15 protein-coding genes are annotated in these 23,864 nt (G+C 45.0%); 13 read left to right on the top strand and 2 right to left on the bottom strand.

The annotated features are described in order from the left end of the window. Positions 1–43: 43 nt before the first annotated feature. Positions 44–244 (top strand): amidohydrolase family protein, encoded by a 201-nt coding sequence (locus tag AC58UU_RS18515; RefSeq protein WP_497318083.1) that lies wholly within the window; start codon positions 44–46, stop codon positions 242–244. A 538-nt stretch (positions 245–782) separates the two neighbouring features. Here the strand turns inward: AC58UU_RS18515 and AC58UU_RS18510 are convergent. Continuing rightward, positions 783–1,685 (bottom strand): helix-turn-helix domain-containing protein, encoded by a 903-nt coding sequence (locus AC58UU_RS18510; protein WP_497318081.1) that lies wholly within the window; start codon positions 1,683–1,685, stop codon positions 783–785. A gap of 394 nt (positions 1,686–2,079) precedes the next feature. On the opposite strand from AC58UU_RS18510, the gene AC58UU_RS18505 reads away from it, so the two are divergent. From AC58UU_RS18505 to AC58UU_RS18480, 6 genes are all read left to right on the top strand, one after another. Beyond that, on the top strand, positions 2,080–4,782 hold the full coding sequence (locus AC58UU_RS18505; RefSeq protein ID WP_497318079.1) for a UxaA family hydrolase: 2,703 nt from the start codon (positions 2,080–2,082) through the stop codon (positions 4,780–4,782). Continuing rightward, a complete protein-coding gene (locus AC58UU_RS18500; RefSeq protein ID WP_497318077.1) occupies positions 4,782–5,780 on the top strand; it encodes an aldo/keto reductase in 999 nt (332 codons plus the stop codon). Before AC58UU_RS18505 ends, AC58UU_RS18500 begins: the two co-directional genes overlap by 1 nt. 392 nt (positions 5,781–6,172) lie before the next feature. Then, a complete protein-coding gene (locus tag AC58UU_RS18495; protein ID WP_497318075.1) occupies positions 6,173–6,901 on the top strand; it encodes a (Fe-S)-binding protein in 729 nt (242 codons plus the stop codon). Then, positions 6,898–8,412 carry a LutB/LldF family L-lactate oxidation iron-sulfur protein gene (locus AC58UU_RS18490; RefSeq protein ID WP_497318073.1) on the top strand — a complete coding sequence of 505 codons (1,515 nt, stop codon included), beginning with the start codon at positions 6,898–6,900 and terminating at the stop codon, positions 8,410–8,412. The genes AC58UU_RS18495 and AC58UU_RS18490 overlap by 4 nt, the downstream gene beginning before the upstream one ends. Beyond that, the gene (locus AC58UU_RS18485; protein ID WP_497318071.1) at positions 8,409–9,134 is read left to right on the top strand and encodes a LutC/YkgG family protein; all 726 of its coding nucleotides are present in this window, start codon (positions 8,409–8,411) and stop codon (positions 9,132–9,134) included. The genes AC58UU_RS18490 and AC58UU_RS18485 overlap by 4 nt, the downstream gene beginning before the upstream one ends. 13 nt (positions 9,135–9,147) lie before the next feature. Further along, positions 9,148–9,855 carry a FadR/GntR family transcriptional regulator gene (locus AC58UU_RS18480; protein WP_029193373.1) on the top strand — a complete coding sequence of 236 codons (708 nt, stop codon included), beginning with the start codon at positions 9,148–9,150 and terminating at the stop codon, positions 9,853–9,855. Between the two features lie 77 nt (positions 9,856–9,932). Here the strand turns inward: AC58UU_RS18480 and AC58UU_RS18475 are convergent. Further along, a protein-coding gene (locus AC58UU_RS18475) for an IS6 family transposase (protein ID WP_497318069.1) occupies positions 9,933–10,686 on the bottom strand; the annotation gives its coding sequence in 2 pieces (ribosomal slippage) (positions 9,933–10,368 and positions 10,367–10,686; 756 coding nt in all). A 294-nt stretch (positions 10,687–10,980) separates the two neighbouring features. Between AC58UU_RS18475 and AC58UU_RS18470 the strand changes: the two genes are divergently transcribed. The 6 genes from AC58UU_RS18470 to AC58UU_RS18445 all read left to right on the top strand — a co-directional run bounded on the left by AC58UU_RS18470 (position 10,981) and on the right by AC58UU_RS18445 (position 23,819). Then, a complete protein-coding gene (locus AC58UU_RS18470; protein ID WP_497318067.1) occupies positions 10,981–13,287 on the top strand; it encodes a helix-turn-helix transcriptional regulator in 2,307 nt (768 codons plus the stop codon). Positions 13,288–13,566: 279 nt separating this feature from the next. Further along, positions 13,567–14,481: an ABC transporter permease gene (locus AC58UU_RS18465; RefSeq protein WP_029193384.1), complete on the top strand. Its 915-nt coding sequence runs from the start codon at positions 13,567–13,569 to the stop codon at positions 14,479–14,481. Between the two features lie 14 nt (positions 14,482–14,495). Then, entirely contained in the window at positions 14,496–15,386 is an 891-nt protein-coding gene (locus AC58UU_RS18460; protein ID WP_497318064.1) for a carbohydrate ABC transporter permease, read from the top strand. 89 nt (positions 15,387–15,475) lie between these two features. Then, entirely contained in the window at positions 15,476–16,990 is a 1,515-nt protein-coding gene (locus tag AC58UU_RS18455; protein WP_497318062.1) for an ABC transporter substrate-binding protein, read from the top strand. Positions 16,991–17,093: 103 nt separating this feature from the next. After that, entirely contained in the window at positions 17,094–18,962 is a 1,869-nt protein-coding gene (locus AC58UU_RS18450; RefSeq protein ID WP_497318060.1) for a heparinase II/III family protein, read from the top strand. A 174-nt stretch (positions 18,963–19,136) separates the two neighbouring features. Continuing rightward, positions 19,137–23,819, top strand: coding sequence for an FIMAH domain-containing protein (locus tag AC58UU_RS18445; protein ID WP_497318058.1), 4,683 nt, complete (start codon positions 19,137–19,139; stop codon positions 23,817–23,819). Positions 23,820–23,864: the final 45 nt, after the last annotated feature.

Genomic DNA, 23,864 nt, shown 5'->3' with positions numbered 1-23,864 from the left:
TGGAAAAAAATTTGCTCGTGAACACCCTTGTTATATTAGAAATATGGTCAAATTCATTAATTTTTGGCTGGAGATGTTTGGGCCGGAGCGGGTTATGTTCGGTAGTGATTGGCCAGTCTGTCTGCTTTCTGCGGACTATGATCAGGTTATGGAAATTTTGTTAAATTCGATTCCGCTGCATTGGGGAGAAACAGAGCGAGCGCAACTATTTGGCGGAAATGCGGAGCGTTTCTATAAACTTTAATAGGGGGTACTCAATGACTAACGAAGGCGGTGACTGTATTAGGTAAAGCGATAGGTCAGATCTCACGCAATCGATTCCTACCTTTTTTTAAAGCGGGGCGTTATGGTCAAAATTAATTCGCGAAGCGCATAATTGCCAGCGTCGACGAAAGCTTACAGCGGCTTCAAACCGATTATCTTGACATGCTATTTTGCATGACATTGAGTTTGTGCCCTTCGCTGAAGTGTCGGAAGGAGCTTTTTATGCTCGGGAGAGTTTGAAGCGCTCCGGCAAAAATTAGGTTCTACGAAGTTTACGGTTTACCATTGTCCGTTTTCGAGAAAACGATTAATTACTTTCATAGTCGGAACGCGACCAGTGAAGATTTTCATATATTTCGACCGAATCGTCTTACGTCAAAGTTGACCTTGCGATATGCACGGTTTCCTCAGTACTACCAATGGATGCGAAAAGCCTGCTGTTCTTATAAGCAGGCTCTTCTTAATAAGCTTCGGTGAGTAATATTACAATAATTTGCTCTTGAGATACTTTCACATTTCTATGTCATGTTGTCTATTTTGAAGCTAATTTCTTTAACTACTTTTCTTCGATATAGGCCTGGGGTAACGCCAGTAAACTTCTTAAATAACTTATGAAAATAAGGTAAGCTCTCATAACCGCAATTGTGGGCGATCGTATCAATACCTAAGTCAGTAGTTAGGAGCAGCTCCTTTGCAGTTGAAATCCGCTTGGCATTCACATAGTCGGTGATGTTCATCCCGGTTAGTTGTTTAAACACCCTGGATAAATGAGCGGCTGAGACTGAAGCGTGCTTAGCCAAATACGAAAGTCCAGCGATTTGCTCAGTGTGAAACTGATCCAAGTGTTGCAGGATGTTTAGTAACCAGGAGGGGCCGACATCGGACGCTGCCAGTTGATGATGGGATTCTTTTAATATCAACCGATTAATGCTGATCAGAAGGCTATTTAACTGCAGTTGAATTGCGTATCTAAAACCAGCTTCGTTTTGTTCTAATTCTTCATGCATTTGTTTGAGTTTTTCTTCGAGATGAGGGCGCATGGCTGGTGGGAGAACAAGCTTATAGCTCTTATATTTTCGGGCTCGGTCAAAAACTTGCATATTCGTAAACGAATCACCAGCTGAATAGTGTCCGATCAGTTGCGGATCAAAAAAGACAGCAGTGGCAGTAATTGGAGATTCAGAATCTGGCAATGCCTGATGAATGGTATTGCCAGGAATGATGAAGAGATCTCCTTCATTCATCTCATAGAGCATTTGGTTTAAGAAAAACGTACCTTTTCCACTATAAACATAAACTAATTCAAAGCGATCATGAAGATGCTCTGGTAGTTCACGATTTGGTGTCTTTTTGTCCTTAAATACGATGTCAAATGGCAAGAGGTGGTCGTTAATAAAGTTTTTTATTAGCGGTTTTTGCATTTTCCGAACCTCCCAAAATCATCTCACTTCATTATTTCTCTTATGTATAGAATATCAAAATAGAGTATGTTTTTGCAAAGGTAAAGAATTATCAAATGCCATAATCCTGTTACAATAATAAGTGTGCACACCAAAATCAGGGAGGCTATGCTTACTAAAAAATTGATGCCACTTATTGCCTGAATGCGCATCAACTGGGTGAGAATATTGTTGTTTTAACAGCACTAACCTTGGAAGAAACTCAATTATTCATTTATAGGCTGAATCGAATCCTAGGATTCATTCTCATAACAACGCTAGGTTGCGTGCTAGTCATACTATGCCAGGTAGTTTAAGTGCTGCCAATGCTGTATTTGGATTGTTCGAAAAATCTCATCAAAGGAGCCAGTCATCGATGGACGTCGTTTACCAATTTGAAGAAGTAGCGAGACTTCCCTTGCCCGGGGATAACTGCGCCGTTGCGATTCACCAATTGAACTCCGGTACCGTCATTCAGTATGAAGGCCAAATCCTCACCTTGGATTACACGGTTATGGAAGGCCATCGATTTGCGGTGAAAGCGATCGCTCCTGGTCAAGATTTGCTTTCGTGGCATTTGCCTTTCGGCGTGGCGATTAAGCAGATTGAGCCCGGCCACTATGTGATCAACGAAACAGTACGTGGAGCGCTCAGTGTGCGCCAGTTGACATTCGCAGTGCCGGCGGAGCCCAATTTCGCGGATCAAGTTTCTCCTTATATCCTTGACGAGGAGAACTTTCGGCCGGCTCAGGCATCGCCAGTTTATGAGGATACGCGCACATTCATGGGATACCGCCGCCATGAAGATCGCGGGGTTGGCACCCGGAACTACATCGTACTGCTCGGCACCACCTCGCATACAGGGAGCTACGTGAATGAGCTTGCCTCTCGTCTGCAAAGTGAATGGAAGAACGATTCTAATATAGACGGGTTCGTTCCCGTCGCTCATACGGAGGGCGGCACAGAGAAGCCGAATAATGTGGACTTGCTGCTGCGGACGCTCTCAGGTTTCATGGTCAACCCGAACGTCGGAGCGGTATTGGTTGTCGATTATGGCAATGAATCGGTCACGAACAAGATGGTAGAGGCTTATGCACGCGAGCATAACTATCCGATCGATGAAGTGCTGCATAAGTTCGTGTCGCTTACAGGCAGCTTTGAAGAGGAGCTGGTTAAAGGTGAAGCGATAGTGCGGGAATGGCTGTCAACGGTTAACACGATGCAACGGACGCCTGAATCCATCCGCCACTTGCGAATCGGCTTGCAGTGCGGCGGTTCGGACGCATTTTCCGGAGTATCCGCGAATCCGCTGCTCGGTTGGGTTTCAGAACAATTGGTGCGTTACGGCGGTGCGGCTAGTCTAGCCGAAACTGATGAGTTGATTGGCGCGGAGCCCTATGTCTTGTCAAAAGTACGTAACGTGGAAACCGCGCGCAAATTTCTGGAACTTGTGAACCGATTTAAGGAGCGCACTTCCTGGCACGGCACCAGTGCGGAAGGTAACCCGTCAGGTGGCAACATGTATCGCGGCTTGTACAACATCTATCTCAAGTCTATAGGAGCCGCTATGAAGAAAGACCCGACAACTCGGATTGATTATGCAACTGAGTACGGGGAGCTCATGAAGGATGGCGGCTACTATTTCATGGATAGCCCTGGAAATGACCTGGAGAGCATCGCCGGACAGGTAGCCGCAGGCTGCAACATGATCTTCTTTACAACGGGAAATGGTTCGATCACCAACTTTCCATATGTGCCTACGGTCAAGGTGGTCACGACAACTCGCCGCTTCCAATTGCTTTCGAACGATATGGATGTGAACGCGGGGCAGTATCTGGAAGGCAAGTCGATGGATGAGCTGGGCCAAGAGGTATTCGAGTTGGCGCTCCAAATTGCCTCTGGTCAGCGAAGCGTCGGCGAGAAGGCGGGCCATGCCCAAGTACAAATTTGGCGCAACTGGCAGCAGAACGATGCGAGTCAGCTGGAGACGCTGCTTCACACTCCTGTACCGACAGGAGATCCGATAGAAATTAAAGATGATGCTATAACGATGGTTAACCCGATCCAATTTTCCTTTACTCGACATCGCAATCGGCAATCTAGTGACAATATCGGCTTGATCGTGCCGACCAGTCTTTGTGCCGGACAGGTAGCGGGCATGATCACAAGGCGCCTGAACGAGCAAGGAGCAGGGCAGCCTGAGCTCTCGCGTTTTGTCACATTGGCGCACACGGAAGGCTGCGGCACCTCGGGGGGGCCAGCCGAATCGCTGTTCGCCCGCACGATGATCGGCTATATTACGCATCCGATGGTGGAGCATTGTTTGCTGCTAGAGCATGGCTGCGAGAAAACACATAACGACTACATGCGCCATCAGATGGATGTGATGGGCGTCGATGCGAGCCGTCTTGGTTATGCCAGCATCCAGCTTGATGGCGGAATTGCCAAGGTGAGCGAGAAGGTTGAGGCCTGGTTCGCCAATCGATTGGTTGCGGCCGATACTGCGGAGAAGGTGACTGTCGGCTTGGAAGGACTGCGCATCGGGATCGTAAGCGTTGGTGCTATTAACAAAAATGCCGGCGAGCAGTTGGGGGTACTGACCAAAATAATTGTCGGAGCTGGTGGCTTGGTCGTCATTCCCGAGAACAGCGGATTGCTTGCCGAGGATGCGTTCAGTCAGCATCTATTTAGCACGTCTCAAGTTCGGCCGTCAATTGCCTATGGGGAACACGTCCACCGAAACGGCTTCCACATTATGGAGACTCCAACAACGCATGGGGTAGAGACGATCACAGGACTCGCCGCCACAGGTGTGGAATTAATAATCGCGCTGATCGGTGATCGTCCGATGCAGGCGCATCCTTTCGTCCCAATGCTGCAAGTGACGTCGGATCAGGACGTGCTGCATAACCATAAGCAAGATGTCGATTTGGTACTCGAGGGCAATCCGAGCATATGGGTGAATCATATTCTTGAGCGAAGCAAAGAAATTTTGGAACATTCTTATGTACCGCGTCTCTATCAGAAAGGAAATATCGATTTTCAAATGACACGAGGATTTTTGGGTGTGTCGTTATAATGCAGACAAAATCAGAAAGCGAGGAACACTCCATGACGAACGCATTATTATCCCAACGGCCGCTTGGCAGTACTGGCCTACTCATATCACCGCTATGTATTGGAGCCGCTCCGCTCGGGGATATGCCGGAGACCTTTCAATATAGCACGTCGGAAGAACAGGCATTGGTGACGTTGCGCACCGCCTTCGAAAGCCCAATCAACTTTCTGGATACGGCTGCAGCATACGGTGAAGGCGAGAGCGAACGGCGAATCGGTAAGGCTATTCATGCTAATGGTGGTCTTCCCGCAGGTTACGTGTTGGCAACCAAAGCCGATCGCGACTTTATGACCGGAGACTTCAGCGGCGAACAGATCAAACGTTCCATCGAAGGAAGCCTCGAACGCTTAGGACTTGATCGTCTGCAATACGTTTACATCCACGATCCTGAACATACCACCTTCGAAAATGTGATGGGATCCGGCGGACCGTTAGAAGTACTGCAAAAGTTTCAAAAGCAGGGAGTCATCGATCACATCGGAATATCCGGCGGACCGATCGATATGCTCATTCGTTATGTCGAAACGGGAGCGTTCAGTGCGGTTGAAACCCATAATCGATATACGCTGCTCAATCGGGCTGCCGAACCTTTGCTTGATGTCGCGAGTCGTATGGGCGTGGCGGTTATTAACGCCGCTCCTTATGGCAGTGGCATATTGGCCAAAGGACCAGAAGCATACGCACGTTATGCCTATAGCGAAGCTCCGCCACTCGTATTGGAGAGAGCGCGTATGTTCGCCAAGGTTTGCCTGGAATACGATGTTCCGCTTGCCGCCGCAGCACTTCAATTTTCGCTTCGCGATTCGCGGATCGCTAGTACGGTCGTTGGCATGAGTAAACCGGAACGGGTAGCCCAGACGTTGGAGCTCGCGAATTACCCGATTGCCCCTGAGCTATGGCCGGCGCTTGATGCCTTTGGCTATGATACGGAAGATCCCGAAGAGAATCGATTTGCTTAGTGGGTGGGGGTAGATCATGGTCATCGAGATCGATTCGTGACCGAGCTGCCTTGGTGATTCATTAAATTGGAACAATAATCTCGTCCCTAAGAGAAAGTCTTTGGGGCGGGATTTTTTAGTTGCTATAAAAAGATGATTTATACTGGAATTAACTTGGACGCAGTCGTAACCGGACAGTCCACAAAAAACCAATAATGCAAGAGCTTTTGCTTACCCGATTATTTCCCTGCCAGTTATCATTCGAAGCTGGGGATAAGTCGCGGTGGCTGCAAAGCTTGCAGCGTGGCGCTTCATAAAAAGTGTGAAAGAATAAGCCTTTCAAAGTACAGTGCTTTATGTTAGTATCAACATGTCTGACAACCTGATATCTAATTTTGAAAGGGGTGCATTTTATGAAAATATCGTTATTCATTACCTGCTTAAGTGACGCTTTATACCCGAAAGTCGGAGAGGCGATATCTCGAATTTTGAGCGATCGCGGCATTTTGCTGCATTTCCCGACCATTCAAACTTGCTGCGGGCAGCCCGCTTACAACAGCGGCTACTGGGAGGAAGCAAGGACAACGGCAAAAACAATTCTTGCTGCTTTTGAAGATAGCGACTTCGTCATCTCGGCCTCAGGATCTTGTACGTATATGATTCATCACTATGCGGATCTTTTCAAGGATGATCCGGAAATGCGGGACAAAGCCTTGCAATTACAGAACAAAACATATGAGTTCACGCAGTTTCTCGTAGGTGTACTTGGTATCACTGATCTTGGAGCGAGGTTTCCGCATAAAGTTACGTATCATCCCTCCTGCCACGGCAGCAGGCTTCTTGGTGTGAAGGAAGAACCGCTGGCTTTGCTGCGGCAGGTAAAGGAGTTAGAGCTGGTGCCTCTTCCTTTTGCAGAGGATTGCTGTGGATTTGGAGGAACTTTTGCTGTGAAAATGTCGGATATATCCGGGGCCATGGTGAATGAAAAAGTCGATCATGTGAAGGAAACGGAAGCGGAGGTGCTTGTCGGCCTGGATATGGCCTGTCTGATGAACATTGCCGGCAATCTGCGATTCCGAAATGAACCAGTCAAGGTTATGCATCTGGCTGAACTGTTATATGAAGGGGTGAAAAGGGCATGAGTCAAAAAGAAGCTGAAGGGAAGACGGTCAAGGAGCGGGCAGATCAGGCACTGAACGACGAGTTCCTTCGCAAAGCGGTTATGTTTACGACAGAACGGCTGCGGAACGGTAAACTTAAAGCCGCGGAAGAACACGGGAACTGGGAGGAATGGCGTGAAAGAGGCAGGCAAATTCGGCTGCATACCATCGCCTACCTGGATTATTACTTACATACGTTTGTTGAAAATGCTCGAGAGAACGGTGTCCATGTTCATTTTGCCGAGACGGCCGATGATGCTGTGAAGCTATCCTTGACCATCGCCAAAGAGAAAGCGGCCCGGACCGTCGTTAAGTCCAAATCCATGGTTACAGAGGAGCTGCATTTGAATCAGGCGCTTGCCTCTATTGGCGTTGAGGCCATTGAAACGGATTTAGGCGAATATATTATTCAATTGGCCGACGAAACGCCCTCCCATATCATCATTCCAGCGATTCACAAAAACCGGTATCAGATTGCTGACTTATTATCCAAGGAAGCAGGGGAGACCTTACCGCCCGATACGACGATATTGGCAGGATTTGTCCGCAGAAAGCTGCGGGAAAAATTTCTGGAGGCGGATATTGGCATCACGGGCTGCAACTTTGCTATTGCGGAAAGCGGGTCTATTGTTCTGTTTGAAAATGAAGGCAACGCACGAATGGTTTCCACCGTGCCCAAGACACAAATTACACTCATGGGCATGGAGCGGATTATACCAAGTTGGATGGATTTGGAGGTAATGGCGACACTGTTGCCGCGTTCGGCTACCGGCCAAAAGCTGACCGTCTACATGTCCGGAATTACAGGTCCGCGGCGTGGGTCTGATGCAGATGGTCCGGAGGAGATGCATATTATTATCGTCGACAACGGGCGTTCTTTGCAGCTTGGCGATCCGGAATTTCAGGAGCTGCTCAATTGCATCCGCTGCGGGGCCTGCCTGAATGCATGCCCCGTTTATCGTCATATTGGCGGTCACGCCTATGGGGGCACCTACAGCGGACCGATTGGGGCGGTGTTAACCCCTGCGCTCCAGAAGAACACAGCGGATTGGGACGACATTGCCAACGCTTCCAGCCTATGCGGCGCTTGTTACGAAGCTTGTCCTGTGAAAATACCGCTCCACGATATGCTTGTCTCACTACGTCGTCGCAAAGTGGAGCAGGGGCATGGCGACAAACTTGAACAAGCCGGGATGAGGGGCTTTGCAGCCATCATGGGAAGCGGGAAGAGATTTAATACCGTATTGAAACTGGCACGTATCGGCCAGAAGCTGGTCGTTCGCGATCAAGGTATTCGACTGCGCGTAGGGCCATTAAAAGGATGGAATACGTATCGAGTTGCGCCTAGTTTGCCTAAGGCTTCTTTCCGAGACAGCTGGGGTACGCTTGAACATCAAATACGTCAAGAATTTAAAGGAATAGACCCGGCTTTGCACAGTCGTATGCAAGATGCGTTGACGAAGAGAAAAAACCAAGGAGGACATCAAGGATGAGTGAGCGCAGTCAAGCATGGCTGGCACAATTGGACTCTCAGTCAGTTAAGGAACAAGAGCGGTTTATGAACGGCATTGCCAGTAAGCTGGGGCGAGCAAGAGTCGTAGAGAAGCCCGTGCATCCCTATCGGGGAGCACCAGATTTTTGGCATAAATTCGAATGGACGTTGGAAGAAAGAATTGAGCAGTTTACGACTAATTTTCAAGCGGCAGGAGGCTATGTTGTTAGGCTTGCTTCGATGGAGAAAGCGAAATTAGCGATAATTGATATCGTGCAATCATTAGGCGTTAACCGGATTATCCATCAGGATCAGCCTGAGCTGCATGCCCTTCATCTTAGCGATGTGTTATCGGAAGCGCAGATTTCCGCGTGGAATACGGACAGTCGGGAAAGCTGGAAAGCCGCAGCTGCCGCGGCCGACCTTGGCATCGTTCTTGCAGATGCAGCAGCGGCTTACACCGGATCGCTAACTGTGTTATCATCAAAGGAAAAGGGAAGATCGGTTAGTCTGCTTCCTACATCTTTGATCGTGATTCTTCCTGTGGAACGGCTGAAGACCCGACTAGGGGAGATTCTGATTCAATTCGATCAATCGGCAAGGAAGGATCTTCCCGCTGGCATTCACTTTATTTCAGGTCCTAGCCGCTCGGCGGATATTGAGAACGATTTAACCATAGGCGTTCATGGCCCTGGTATCGTGCATGTGCTAATCATCGGGTAAAAGAGGTTATAGCATGGAAGTCAATAAGCTGCTCAAACGCAATCATTATGACGAAATGGCTGATCAAATCAAGCAAATGATTCTGCAGGGACAACTCCAAACAGGCGATAAACTCCCGTCTACGAAAGAACTGTCCGAGCGATTTGGAGTTGGACGTTCCACGGCGCGTGAAGCACTCAGCGCGTTAAAAGCCATGGGACTTATCGAAATCCGGCAGGGAGGCGGCTGCAGAGTGATCAGCCAAGTGCCTACCGAGGTCTTATTGCCGGAGATGGCTTCCTTGCGGATGAATCGAACGACGCTGCTTGAATTAATGGAAGTCAGACAATCCCTAGAGGTGTCGATTGCCGCGATTGCCGCCAAGAATAGAACAGAGCAGGATTTGCATCAGCTTCATCTCGTTCTGAACGAAATGGTAAGCGCTGTAGGTAATGATATTGAAGGCGAGAGAACGGATGTATCCTTCCATGTGATGCTGGTTCAAGCCACTCATAATGCCATTATGGAACGAACCTGTCAATCCATCATGAAGCCGATGGAATCGATGATCCGGGATATTCGCCGAGCTGAATTGTACGCCAATCAGGATGTGGCCATTCAGCTTTTGAAAGAACATACACGGATTTACGAGGCTATTCGCAGGGGGGATCAAGAGCAGGCATCTCAAGCGATGAGATCGCATTTGGAGCATGTGGAAAGCATCTTGGTCAAATATATTTGACACTTAGTACTGTGAGGGATAGGGTTTTGGTGCAACTATTGAAACTAAAAAAAGATAGCCGTCTTATTGTTGGTTAACTATGCTGTCAAACCAAACAATTTTTTGATTAATTCAACTGCAGAGAGGACAGACGAATGATTGCATTCGACCTGTCCTTTCCTTATCATGTGCATGACTTCGATTCCCGCGATAGTTTTTTCGGCAGTTTTGAAAGACTTGAATCCCAACATTGGTTTTATGATTTTCTTTATGAATCGATGATCTTGTTCAATAATATTGTTGAGATATTTCTGTTGCCGAAGTAATGTTTCTTGTTTCATAACTTTCTCGTCCTTCAATTGCTGGACTGCGGCAGGGTACGCTGGGTTTTTATCGACAGTGATCACGCGTGGCGATTGATTGTGTGGTGAAGTCAACATCTTTTTGAAAAATCGTTTGGCCGCAGGAGCATCTCGATTTTCAGATAACATGAAATCAATCGTATTTCCGTTTGAATCCACCGCTCTGTAAAGATTTCCATTGTCCATTGACTTTAATGTAGGTCTCATCCGTCCGAAAGGAATCATTAGTCGGCTTTAAATAGGGACGAATTCGCTTACCTAGTTCCGGCCCAAACTGATGAACCCATCGCATGATCGTTGTATGAGCGATATGTAAGCCCCGTTCTTCCATCATTTCTACTAAATCACGATAACTTAGACTATACTTCAAATACCATCTTACCGTTAGCAAGATAACCTCCGATTCATACTGCTTCCACTTAAATAAATCTAATCCCGTTTCCAAAGTAAATGTCCCACTCTCATGGCTTAATTTCAATGATATTATCATGAATTAGAGCTTTGCACCACAATCCTTTTTTTTAGCAAACGATCAGTCTGGATCAATGGTGCGGAGATTCCGGTTGACGGCGGATATTTTATTGGCTCTATATAAAAAGTAGAGCTTTTCTTATTTTTTACAGTAGCCATTTACGCAGGCTTGACTTCATAATAGAGTGGGAACGTATGTAAACACTAAAAATAATTCAAATGTATGAACATTTTATCAATGAGATCATTTTTTATATTCTATAATGAATTGCACCTTGTTGATATAGAGCTTCCTAGAAGAGGGTGGACCTAGATGAATATTATTCGTTTGTACAAATCAAGAAAATATTTGCTTAAGCTGCTGCTTTCTATCACGGTTCTCATGGTTGTGTTTTTATCCGTCAGCACGACGCTTCTGTATTACAATTCCGATAAAACGATGCTTCAAATGCAGCAACAAGCGGATTTAAAGGTGCTGTCGCAAATAAAATATAATATCGACTATATGCACGAAACAGTAAAAAATATTGCGGTCTCCACGTATTTCGACCCTGATGTCGTCTATTTATCGAATATCGATGTGATGGACAAGGGCGAGCTTGCGCAAAAATTAAACAGGCTGGAGAAAACGGTAACGAACTCATCCTTTTTGCAAAATATAACGATCTACAACGCCAAAACAGGCTGCTATTATTCAACCTTGAGCAGTTTGAATTGCCAGGATGACGGTATGAATGGTGTCATAGACCAGTATATCCATTCACAGAAACATATACCCATTCTCACCTTTGTTCCTCTGTCTTATGATAAAACGACATTTCCAGCACTATCTATGTTTATTTATGACAGCATGTCAGGGAGTAAACTGATCGTCACGATCAAGCCGTCCTGGCTGTTTGATAACTTAACGAATATGAATAAGACGTCAGATGAATTGCACGGCTCTATTTTTGTTACAGATCAATCAGGCATCCCGCTCATGGCACAGCAGCAGGGCAATGTTATTGCTACTGATGCGATAGCATCCATTATCCGTCAGAAAGTGAGCTCCGGCGTATCACAGGACTATCTCGTGTATGGATCAGGCGGGAATAAGTCGATTCTGAGCTTTATGTCATCCAGCAAAAGCGACTGGGTCATTGCAAGCGTTCAGCCCTATGAGGTTGTGTGGAGCAAGTTAAGCAAAATGCGGGCGATTTCCTTAGTGATCATCATTGGATTTTTAATCCTTTCCATTGCGGGCTCGCTGCTGATTGCCTATCGCCTGTATCGTCCGATTGAACATTTGTTAAATCAAGTGACGGGAATCCGCCGTAAAGGGTCGGACGACAGGTCCGATTTGGATGAATTGAAATTCATTTCCACCGCTTACCAAGATGCTATGCATCAATTAGTCAAGCATGAATCGGAAGAGCATACGAACAGGAGTGCACATAAGACTTTCGCTTTGAGGAGACTTATATCCGATGCGAGCCTGCCTACCCCAGAAGAAATTGAACAAGTCGATTGGGATATTGATTTTAACCAAGGTGTACGTGTATGTGTGCTGTTGATCGATGATTTTGTTGAATTTGAATCGAAAACGAGCGATGCCGAGAAGAGACTGTACAAGTTTGCGATCGCCAATATCACCAAGGAGCTTGTGTCTAAAAGCGTTAGCTGTGAAGTTGTCTCTATGCGCAATGATCACTTTGTCTTACTCGTTGGTGAGTCGCTAGAGCCTCATGGCGATCATGTAAACTCATTGACGCATGCTTTCCAAGAGCTACAGCAAACCCTTCTTCAGTACTACCGTTTCTCGATGACCGTTTCGATTGGAGAAAAGGTTGACCGATACCAACAAGTTTCGCAGCAATACGGCCTTGCTATGGAAAATGCGTCCTATCGGATTATTTTTGGTAAAGGGAGCATCATCACACTGGATCTCGTGAGGAATAATAATGAAAATATTACGTTCCAGTTTCCGGCTGATGCGGAGAAGAAAATAACGGAAGCCATTAAGTCGGGGCAAGAGAAGGATTTTCAGGATCACTTGGTTCAATTGTTTGGGCAAATGAAAGTGATGCATTACAACAATATCACGTATTCCATACTTCATTTGCTTGCGCTCGTGGAAAATATCGTGCGTGAAATGAACAGCCGAACCGTTAGACAAGTCAGCTTGGACTTTAAGCGGCAGGTTCAGCACGTGATGAAGCAAGAAACGTTAGCACCTATTTATCACTTGTTCTTGGAGATTTTCCAAGACATTCAGAAGCAACGCACGCAGGATGTCAAAGAACAGTCCAATCAGATCTTAACGGATACCATTAAAGAAATGATTGAAGAGCAGTATAAGGATTTGAATCTGAGCCTGCAAAGCATAGCGGCTGCAATGAAGCTTTCTTCAGCCCATGTGAGCAAGCAATTTAGACTGCACGAATCGATGTCCATCAGTGAGTACATTAATGATGTTCGCTTGCGGAAGGCACTGCTGTTGCTTGAAACAAAAGATTACAGCATCAACCGCATCATGGAAATGGTCGGTTATAACAATGAAAGCTACTTTTTTAAGCTATTCAAAAAGAAATTCGGGATCACGCCGAAAGAATATCGCTTTAAAACAGTCGTTCAAGAGTAAGCTTTCGCGGGTACGAAAGTGCCGGAAAGCTTTTTCTTTTTTCAGTAGATAAGAAAGTATAAGTTTTATACTTTTGCTTCGCATCTACCTTGACAAACGCGCTCGTCCCAGTGGGACGACGGAGTCGTTTATCCTTGGTTGAGTTGAAAATACAGTGTTTTCGGGAATGTACGGGTGAAAAGTAGAGTGTTTTTCATTTATTACAGTAGTTATTTGTACCGTTTTCCCTCAATAATAAGGACATACAACGATGGTTAAAGACCGCAGGGAGGGAAGCAAATGCTGCAACGGGAGTGGAAGCACTTCAAACGTAATCAGGAATTGTTCGTCATGTCATTGCCAGCAATCCTGTATAAATTGATTTTCAATTATTTGCCCATGTTAGGTCTCGTTATTGCATTTAAACAATATCGATATGATTTGGGGATTTGGGGGAGCGAATGGATCGGGTTTAAAAACTTTGAATTCTTTTTTAAATCCGATAACGCTTTTACAGTAACACGCAACACGATTCTTTATAACATGAGTTTTATCTTACTAACATTAGTGTTTGCACTAACATTTGCTATTTTGTTGAATGAAATTCCCCGAAAATGGATTAAGCTGCATCAGACGACCTTGTTTCTTCCTTATTTCTTATCTTGGGTCGTTGTCGGATATATCGTCTTCGGGTTTCTGGATCACAAAAACGGATTTATGAACGTCATGCTGCAATCACTTGGTGATCAACCAATTAAATGGTATGAACAAGCAAAGTACTGGCCGTTTATTATCATTCTGACACAAATATGGAAAGGTGTAGGCTTTTCAACACTGATCTACTATGCTGGTATTCTTTCCATCGACTCAAGTTACTATGAAGCTGCCAAAATTGACGGCGCTTCCAAATGGCAAATGATTCGCAAGATTACTATACCGCTCTTGACACCGCTTATCGTGATTTTGCTAATCGTAGCTATCGGCAATATATTCCGTGCTGACTTCGGATTGTTCTACTTTATTCCGAACGACACAAGCTTCTTATATAATGCAACTGATGTTATCGATACGTTTGTATACCGATCGCTGCGAGTTGTCGGAGATGTCGGAATGTCTACCGCAATCGGGCTCTACCAGTCTGTTGTTGGTTTCATTCTGGTGCTGTTGTCCAACTGGATTATCAAAAAAATTAACTCAGACAATGCGCTTTGGTAAGGAGGTAAGTATGCATGCAAACGGAAAGCAATAAAGTGAGCTGGGCAGGCAATTTCATTAATGTGTTATTCTGTATATTGTCTTTGGCGCTTATAGTGCCGCTTGTTCTGGTTATATCCATTTCGTTTACGGATGAAAAATCGCTGCTAACACACGGCTATCATTTATTTCCGAAGATTTTCAGCACGAAAGCTTATGAAATTATCCTTAATGCTCCTGATGCACTGATTCGTGCATATGGGGTTACCGTTTTCGTAACAATCGCAGGGACAATTGTTGGTTTGCTCTTCACAACTTTGACAGCTTATACGATGTCGCGACGCGATTATCGCTACCGCAAAATCATGACGCTTTATGTTTTCTTTACAACGTTATTCGGTGGCGGACTAGTTCCGTTCTACATTCTGATATCGCAGTATTTGCACTTGAAGGATACCATTTGGGCGCTGATCGTTCCGTACTTGCTTAGCCCGTTCTTTGTTCTCGTCATGAAAGGTTTCTTGGATAAGCTTCCACTTGAAATATTCGAGTCTGCGAAAATCGACGGTGCAAATGAGTGGCGCATTTTTTTCACAATGGTGCTTCCATTATCCATACCAGCACTTGTCACGATTGGCCTGTTCATTTCATTCCAATATTGGAACGATTGGTGGCTAGGCTTATTGTTTATCGATAATCAAAAGCTGATACCGCTTCAATTGCTGCTTTACCGCGTGATGAGCACCATTGAATTTCTATCGAATAACATCTCGACAGTTAATGTCGACTTTAATATCGCTGACTTCCCTGCTTTATCGGCAAGAATGGCCATGGCTGTTCTGGCAGCAGGTCCGATGATGTTTATTTTCCCGATGTTCCAAAGGTTTTTCATAAGCGGGCTCACAGTGGGCTCCATCAAAGGATAGTCATTCGTTATCAAACTGCAGCACCTCAAAAAGCTGCTGCAGTTGATATAAGCAACATACAAAATCAAGTTATCGCAGGGGGTAATTGTATGAAAAAGGAAATGTTTAAGATATTAACTGGCGCAGTGAGTATTGCTGTTCTATTGTCAGCATGCGGTAGCAAAGGATCCGAGAACGCTTCTACTGCAAGTCCAGCAGCTAGTGCGGCTGCAACTACCAAGGTAGAGCAACTAGCGCCAGTAGAATTGATTTGGAATTATCCATTAAGCGCGGTGCCGCAAGATATGGCAAGTGTACAGGAAGCTATCAACAAAATCACGAAGGCGAAAATCAACGCAACCGTTAAATTGCAACCGCAAACTTTCGCTGACTACGTTCAAAAAATGAACACAACTACTGCTTCTGGTGAGAACTACGACATCGCTTGGGTATCTAACTGGAACTGGGACTATGTAACGAACCAATCTAAAGGTGCTTTCATTCCACTTGACGATTTGATGACGAAATATGCGCCAACATTGGGAAAATCCATGCCGCAATTCGTATGGGATGCTACAAAAATCGGCGGCAAAGTTTACGGTATTCCAAACTATCAAACCGTAACGAACAAGCAAGGCTTCTTAATCCAAAAGAAATATGCGGATAAATACAATCTAGACGTTAACTCCATCAAAAAGATTGAAGATCTCGAGCCATTTTTGGCAAAAGTAAAAGCAGGCGAGTCCAAAGACGTCGTTCCATTCTTAATGGATCGTAACGGAAGATTTGGTAACATGTTTCGTGGTTACGGATTAGAATCAATTGCTAGCGTTATTGGTGTTGATCTGAAAAATCCAGACAAAGTTATCAATCTGTATGATACGCCTCAATACGCTCAATATTTAGATTTGGCGAAAAACTGGCACGATAAAGGCTATATCAACGATAATGCGGCTACATTGAAAAACAAAGCTGACATTGAGAAAACAGGTAACGCTGTTGTTCAAGTCCACAACGTATTGAAGCCAGGTGTTGAAACTCAGTTTAAGACTGCAAACGGCGGAAATGATGTAATCGCGATTCCTACAACTGAAGTATGGGCAGGAACTGGTTCCATTATTACAACTATGCAAGCGATCAGTAAAACGTCTAAAAACCCTGAGCGCGCGATGATGTTCATTAATTTGCTGAACACGGACAAAGAGCTGTTTAACACAATCAGCTTCGGCGTTGAAGGTAAGCACTATACGAAAAATGCAGATAACACAATCAAAATTAACAAAGAAGCTGGTTACGTTCCAAACGCAAGTTGGGTATTCGGTAACACGTTCAACGGTTTGTTAGTTGAAGGTACAGATCCAAACGTAGTAGCTAATACGCAAAAAGAAAATGAAACAGCTAAACCATCACCGCTTATGGGCTTCAAGTTTGTGAATACAGCAGTTACAGCGGAAATTGCTAACATTGCGACTGTAATTGACCAATACAGACCAGGTCTTGAAACAGGTACTGTGGCTGCAAGCGAGAAGCTGAAAGAATTCCAAGACAAGTTGAAAGCAGCTGGTGTTGACAAAGTTATCGCTGAAGCACAGAAGCAACTTGATGAGTGGAAGAAAACGAAGTAATTGAAGGCTTCATCAGAGTGAAAATCATGTTTACAGCGATAAAAGTGACGAGCTTTCTGCTGTAAGCATGATTTTTTAACGAAGGTAGTAAAGGTGGGGAATTATGTTAGAAACGTTAACACTTCGACAATTAAAGCTAGCTTTGGAACAAACGAAGCCCAGAACTTTTGGGCTTTTTTCTGAAGGAGCGACGCCCGAGCGATGGACGCAAATTCGGAACGATCGACGCTTTGCGGAGTTTTGGGAGAAGCTTGAAGAGCAGGCTGCTGGGTTATCCGAGCATCCGATATGTCCGCCGCCTTTTTCCGACTTTCTATTATTCGGCGAAACGGGTGACCGGGCTACGTATCAAACGAAACGAACCGAGCTTTTTTCGGGGCTGCATGTATTCGGTCTGCTGGCCATGACAGATGAACGGCCGGAATGGAAGAAAGGACTCGAAAATGCGATATGGGCCATATGCAATGAGTATACGTGGGTACTTCCAGCACATGTCGGTTTGTATGTGAATGAATATCCGAACGGCATTTGGGATCAACCGAACGCGCCTCGCGAAACGGTGGATTTGGATGCGGCTGTAGCTGGTTTTGCGCTGGCCGAAATCCTGCACCTGGCAGGACCGCGTCTGCACCCGTGGGTTGTAGAGCGAGCGAAAGCGGAAATTGAACGTCGTATTTTTCAGGTGTATTTTCATGATCCGACTCCGCAGAATTGGGAGTTGAAGACGAATAACTGGCCAGCCGTTTGCGCATCCAGCATCGGCGCCATGGCTATTTATTTGATTGAAGACAGCGAAAAGCTCGCAGGGATGCTCTGGCGTGTGATAAACGTGCTGCGCCAGTATTTGTCGGGCTTTGACGAGCAAGGAGCTACGCCTGAAGGACCGGTTTACTGGCAATTCGGCTTCTCGCACCTCATTTATTTTGCTGAATTGCTCAAAGAGCGCACCGGCGGGCAAATCACGCTGCTTGATGAGCAAAAAATCGGGAAGATTGCACAATTCCCGCAATTCTGCTTGCTGACAAGCGGAAAAGTTGTTAACTTCTCGGATGCCCCGGATGAAGCCCGTTTTCATACTGGGTTGATGCAGCGGCTGTGTGAATATTTCCCTTCCTTACAACTACCGCCAGACGAATATCGGATGAACGTCATTCCGGTTTCATGGCTGGAAGCGACGCGCTTAATGCTTTGGTCACCGAATCAGCAGGATACTGAAGCGGGGCCTTCTTCGGAGCCGCAAGAACGCGTTCAGGAGCGGATTTTCACGGGAAATCAATGGGTCATCTCGAAGGTGCGCCAGCCGGATGGACGTATCGCTGCTTTTGCGGCAAAGGGAGGATACAACGAAGAACCGCATAACCATAACGACTTGGGGCATTTTATCCTGCATGTTGACGGAGTAACTGTGCTTGCGGACGTGGGAATCGGCGTGTACACGAAGCAGTATTTTCAGCCTGAGCATCGATATGAAACGATTCATGCTGGCTCTCATGGACATTCTCTGCCCATTGTTAATGGCTATCGACAAGGCTTCGGCAGGCAGTACCGATCACAATTACTGCAGCATGAGGTGACGGATGACGAGGTGCGCTTCGAACTCGACTTAACCGAAGCCTACACGTGTCCAACCTTGCAGTCGCTTACGCGCGAGTTTCTGTGGCGGCGCCCGAGCCATGAGACCTCACAGCTGATCATAACGGATAAAGCGGCGTTCCGTGAAACGCCATCGGCTTTTCAGGAAGTGTTTATTTGCGGTGTTGAGCCGCAGCAGATCGAGATGGGCAGGATCGCGATCGGTACGGTGGAGATGCATTTTAGCCCGAGCGACTGGTTAGTTGAGGTTGAAGCGGTAACGGCGGTTTCTCATTATGGGGTAGAAAGTAAGTACTATCGTCTGATGTGTAATCGCAATAGCGTCAGCGCAAGTATGGAAAGTCAATTCCGATTTGAGATCAAGACTCAAGGGCTATAGTTACTCCGGCGGTTCAGGTTTGCCCGTAAGGCTGCAGATGCAGCCTGCGGGCAGCCTATCGCATACAACATCTAGAAAATACATAAGTTTTGGTGCATGAATCATGTCAGTAAACTCTGATTCTATTTTTCAAGCTAATGATAACGCTTACGCAACTAATAGGAGGTAATGAGAATGCTTAAGACAAGTTCAACTAAGACTTACAAATGGATGGCCCTGGTATTAGTAATGCTAATGATTTGCACACCAGTTCTATCGATACCGTCCAAAACGTTTGCAGCAACTGCAACAAGCTACTACGTTGATGGTACAAATGGTAATGATGCCAACGACGGTTTGACAATTGGAGCCGCTTTCAAGACCATCCAGGCTGCTGCAACTGTTGCTCAATCAGGAGATACTGTATATGTACGTGCAGGTGTGTACAGAGAAAAGGTTACTCCAGCTAATTCCGGTGTTACGATTAAAAACTACAATAGTGAAAGCGTAACTGTATCAGGTGCTGACTTGATTACAGGTTGGACATTGGATACTACATTGGCTACCGGAAAAAATATCTATGTAGCAGATATGAACTGGGATATTTACAACGGCGACGGAAATATTGTTTTCGCTGATGGCGTCCTGATGAAGGAAGCAACATTTCCGAATATTGCAGTTGCAGATCTTTTGGACAGAACTAAATATAATACTGTGAAAACATTCACTTTTGGGGCAACGTCTTCTATAGTTGACGTACCAGGATTAGGCACTAATTTTCCTGCTAATACATTAAATAGCGGTATGCTTTGGGTTCGAACAGGGAATGGTTATGGCAGTTACACAGCAGCCATTACAGGAAATCCTACTACCTCAACCATCAATATTAATTGGCCGGTCCTATCTACAGGTTACAATCCTGACAATACTTCATATTATTATATTACAAGAAATAAGGCTGTATTGGATGTTGAAACAGAATGGTACAAGGATGTAGCGAATGGAAAATTATATTTCATTGCTCCTGGTAACGTAGATCCAAGTGCGATTATGGTTGAAGCTAAAAAGAGAGACTATGCATTTGATTTAACAGGAAAGACCCATATAACCATTGATGGAATTAAGCTAAGAGCTGCAAATCTTAACTTTGTTAATTCCAGCTATAATATGGTGAAAAATACTTTGGTTGATGCTCCTGACTATAACTTACCTGCTGGAATGGCTAACCTTAATGGTTTAACATTAGGTTTGAATTTGAATGGCGATCACAATACGATACGGGACAGCGAAATTAGAAATATGTACGGTCCCGGTATTCTAGTTGATGGACATGATAATAGTATCATTAACAATTACATTCATAATGTCGATTTCCTACATAGTTATGCAGATGCTGTAAAACTAAATGGATATAACCATCTTGTCAGCCATAATACCCTTACGATGTCAGGGCGTGGGCTTGTAGGCGGCTCTTTTTCCAGATCAGTTATTGAGTATAACGATATAAGCCAAGGTATGAAGCTATCTAAAGATGGTGGCGCATTCTATGTTGTGAATGTGGATATGGAAAACACGGAAATACACCATAACGTAGTTCATGACATCATAGGTGCTGGGGGGTCCCACGGTATTTATCCGGATAACTCGGTGCATAACGCTATTTTTTATAACAACATTACTTATAATACAAGTGCTAGAGGAATGCTGATAAATGTTCCTAATGAATACCAGTTATTTTATAACAATTCAGTCCAAGGTAATGTAGGCCAGTTCTGCAATAACTTTGATGTCTGTGATTCAATAGGTTCGAAGTTTATTAACAACATAGTAAGTGATCCAGTTAATATTGATATGTATAAAGACAGAAATATCATTAGTGCTGGTACTACACATTGGACGGCTCCTTATAGTGTAACTAATCCAGCTCCAACACTTCCTTCAGCGTATACCTTGAAGAGCACTTCTACAGGCTTAGATCAAGGTGCAGTAATTTCAGGAATAACTGATGGTTATGTTGGAAATAAACCTGATATAGGTGCAGTAGAAACTGGAGCAGCTCCATGGAAAGTGGGGCATGACTTTGCTAATCCTCCAAATCCTACTTTTTATCTAAATCCAAATATTCCATATAAAAACCAGATGAAAAATGCGGGCTTTGAAAGAGGAAATTTTGAAGAATGGACAATTACTGCAGGAACTCCGTCACTTTTTAAGCAGGCCGCTTGGGATTATAAAGCGTCAAGCATGGTTAGATTTCAGAATAATGCTGTTCAGCTTAAAGCTGGAGACACCATACAACAGACGGTAAACGGTCTTAATCCTAATACAACCTATACATTAAATGCTTGGGGAATCATACAGGGAACGGTATTTCAAGCAGAAGACTATAATGCTAGTGCAGGAACATTCAGCCAAACCCCTTTCAGAGGAGAAAACTGTCTATGTGGTAACACTGCAGGCGCATGGGTTAAATATAACAGTATCGACTTTGGAACAGGTTTATACAACAGCATCAACTTCGGTGCAGTAAGCAGAGTGACCGGCGGTAAGATCGATGTTAAACTTGATAATCCAACAAATCCGTCGATTGCCACCTATACTATAAATTCAACTAATGACGTAATCAACAATGGCGCTTGGAATTACAATAAAACAGATACTCCTATAACAACATCAGTTACAGGGGTACACGATGTTTACTTGGTATTCTCAAATGCAAACGAAATCTACCTGGATAACTTCAGGTTGTCCAATACTACGGCTAATGTGGATCAAGCGATATTAGGTGTTAAAGATTATGGAGGTACTGAGACTACTACAACGATAACGGATAAGACGTTCAACAGCACAACAAAGGCGAAGAGCATTGAGTTTACTACAGGACCTAATAATACAAGCGCTACCATATATGCAAGCAAGCCAAACGGTAATTACTATGCCTTTGTAGATGGTTTCGGGGTTGCTGAGAAAGTTCCGGTTCCGGCTCCATTCACTGGGTCATATAATGGAACTGTAGCTAATTTCACTTGGCCAGTTGTTTCTAATGCCGTAAGCTACGATGTGTACCGTTCAGACTTCAAAGATGGTCCTTATACGACGACTGTGTGCAGTGAGGTAACAACACTTTCTTGCAGTGATTCAACAGTTGTTGAGCTTGGAAAGACCTATTATTATATCATGAAGTCCCGCTCAGCTACTGGTGCATTGAGCGCAAATTCTGTAGAAGTCACAATATATGTACCTTATAAGCTTTCGACAGATCCTTACCAATCTATGCAACCGTTTGATAGTTTTGAGAATGGATTGAGCAATTGGGTGTCAATGCCAGGTAAAGGTACGCCATCGCTCAGCTCAGCCCAAGTTCATTCCGGTACAAGCAGTTACATGATTAATGAAGACATGGATGCCATTTATCAAACCTTTGACACCTCATATAACAAGGTAGTCTCCATGTGGTTCTATGACACCGCTTCAGCAACTAACATGCAGAACGTAGCTTTTGTCGACGATAGTGTTACCGCACGGGGTATCGGGGTCAACACGCCGACTTCAGCAACGAAATACGTATACCGTACCGGCGGTACTCATGTGGCTACAGGCGTGGCTAGAACAACCGGATGGCATGAATTCAAGTGGGACTATACATCTGGAACCAAAGTGGATATGTACATCGACAATGTCAAGATTGCTTCTTTAACAGGGGCTGCGAACTTTAATCATATAGTAATCGGCGATCAGTGGTCAGGGAATACGGTTACGGCCTATTACGATGATATTTCCATTGTGGATCTTCCGGCAGCACCGACTCAGAGTAATATCGAAGCTGGAAACGGAAAGCTAACCTTGAATTGGAGCAGCACTTCCGGAGCGACCGGTTATAAAGTCAAATATGGAACAGCGAGCGGCGTATACACGTCAACGGTTGATGTAGGCAATGTTTCCAGCACTACTATTGAGGGACTTCAAAATGGAACCACCTATTATTTCGCAATCAGCGCCTACAACTCAGCGGGCCAAAGTCGTAATTCCAATGAAGGAATTGGAACGCCAGATGGCACTGCACCGTCAACTCAAGCTGTTTTGGATGGATCGAAAGGCTCTGGCAATTGGTTTACATCCGATGTGACGGTAACGCTTCAATCTCAAGACGATAATGCCGGCGTTGCGTCTTCGGAATATTCATTGACCGTATTGCAAAGCGTTTACGGCTTGCAATCAACTAATGGATTCGTGCCGTATACCTCTCCGCTCTTGCTTAGTGATGGCATGTATGAGCTGCAATATCGCTCGACAGATCGCGCTGGAAATGTTGAAGCATCTAAGTCGATTACAGTGAATGTAGATAAAACAGCACCAACAACGGTACTTACTGTGAATGGCAGCCCTTTAGTGGATGGAGCAGCTTTCTTAGACAGCCAATTGTTAAACCTGCTCGTTCAATCGGAAGATCAGTTGTCTGGATTAGCTATGCAAACTATTCTCATAGATGGAGTATTGGCAACATCGGCACAGAATAGTTTGAACTGGGCAGGTCAACTAGGAATCCATTTTATTCAAGTCGTTGCGACGGATCTGGCTGGAAATGTGACGATATCCGAGATTAACGTAAAAGTTGCGACCAACGAAAGTTCGATGCAGGAACTGATGGAAAGATATGTGGCTACAGGGGAAGTAAACGGTTCGTTGGAAGCACAAATCACAAACAAATTCAGTCAGTCTCTTGACCACTACAGCAAAGGACATACGGATCAAGCGATTAAGCATATGCAAGATGTTCTGAAGGTTCTTGAGAGAGTAAAGCCTGACGAGATTTCAGCTTATGTAAAGCAAGTCTTGACTGCAGATGCGAATGCCATTATCGCAGCTTGGTCCAGATAACGCAGCTGCAAACGCGGTCAGTGGCTAACTCGGGGGAGATGATGT

The sequence above is a fragment of the Paenibacillus sp. JT22N1 genome, assembly GCF_059692155.1.
Note: the sequence above shows the minus strand (reverse complement) of the source record. Positions and strands in the feature narration are given on the sequence as shown.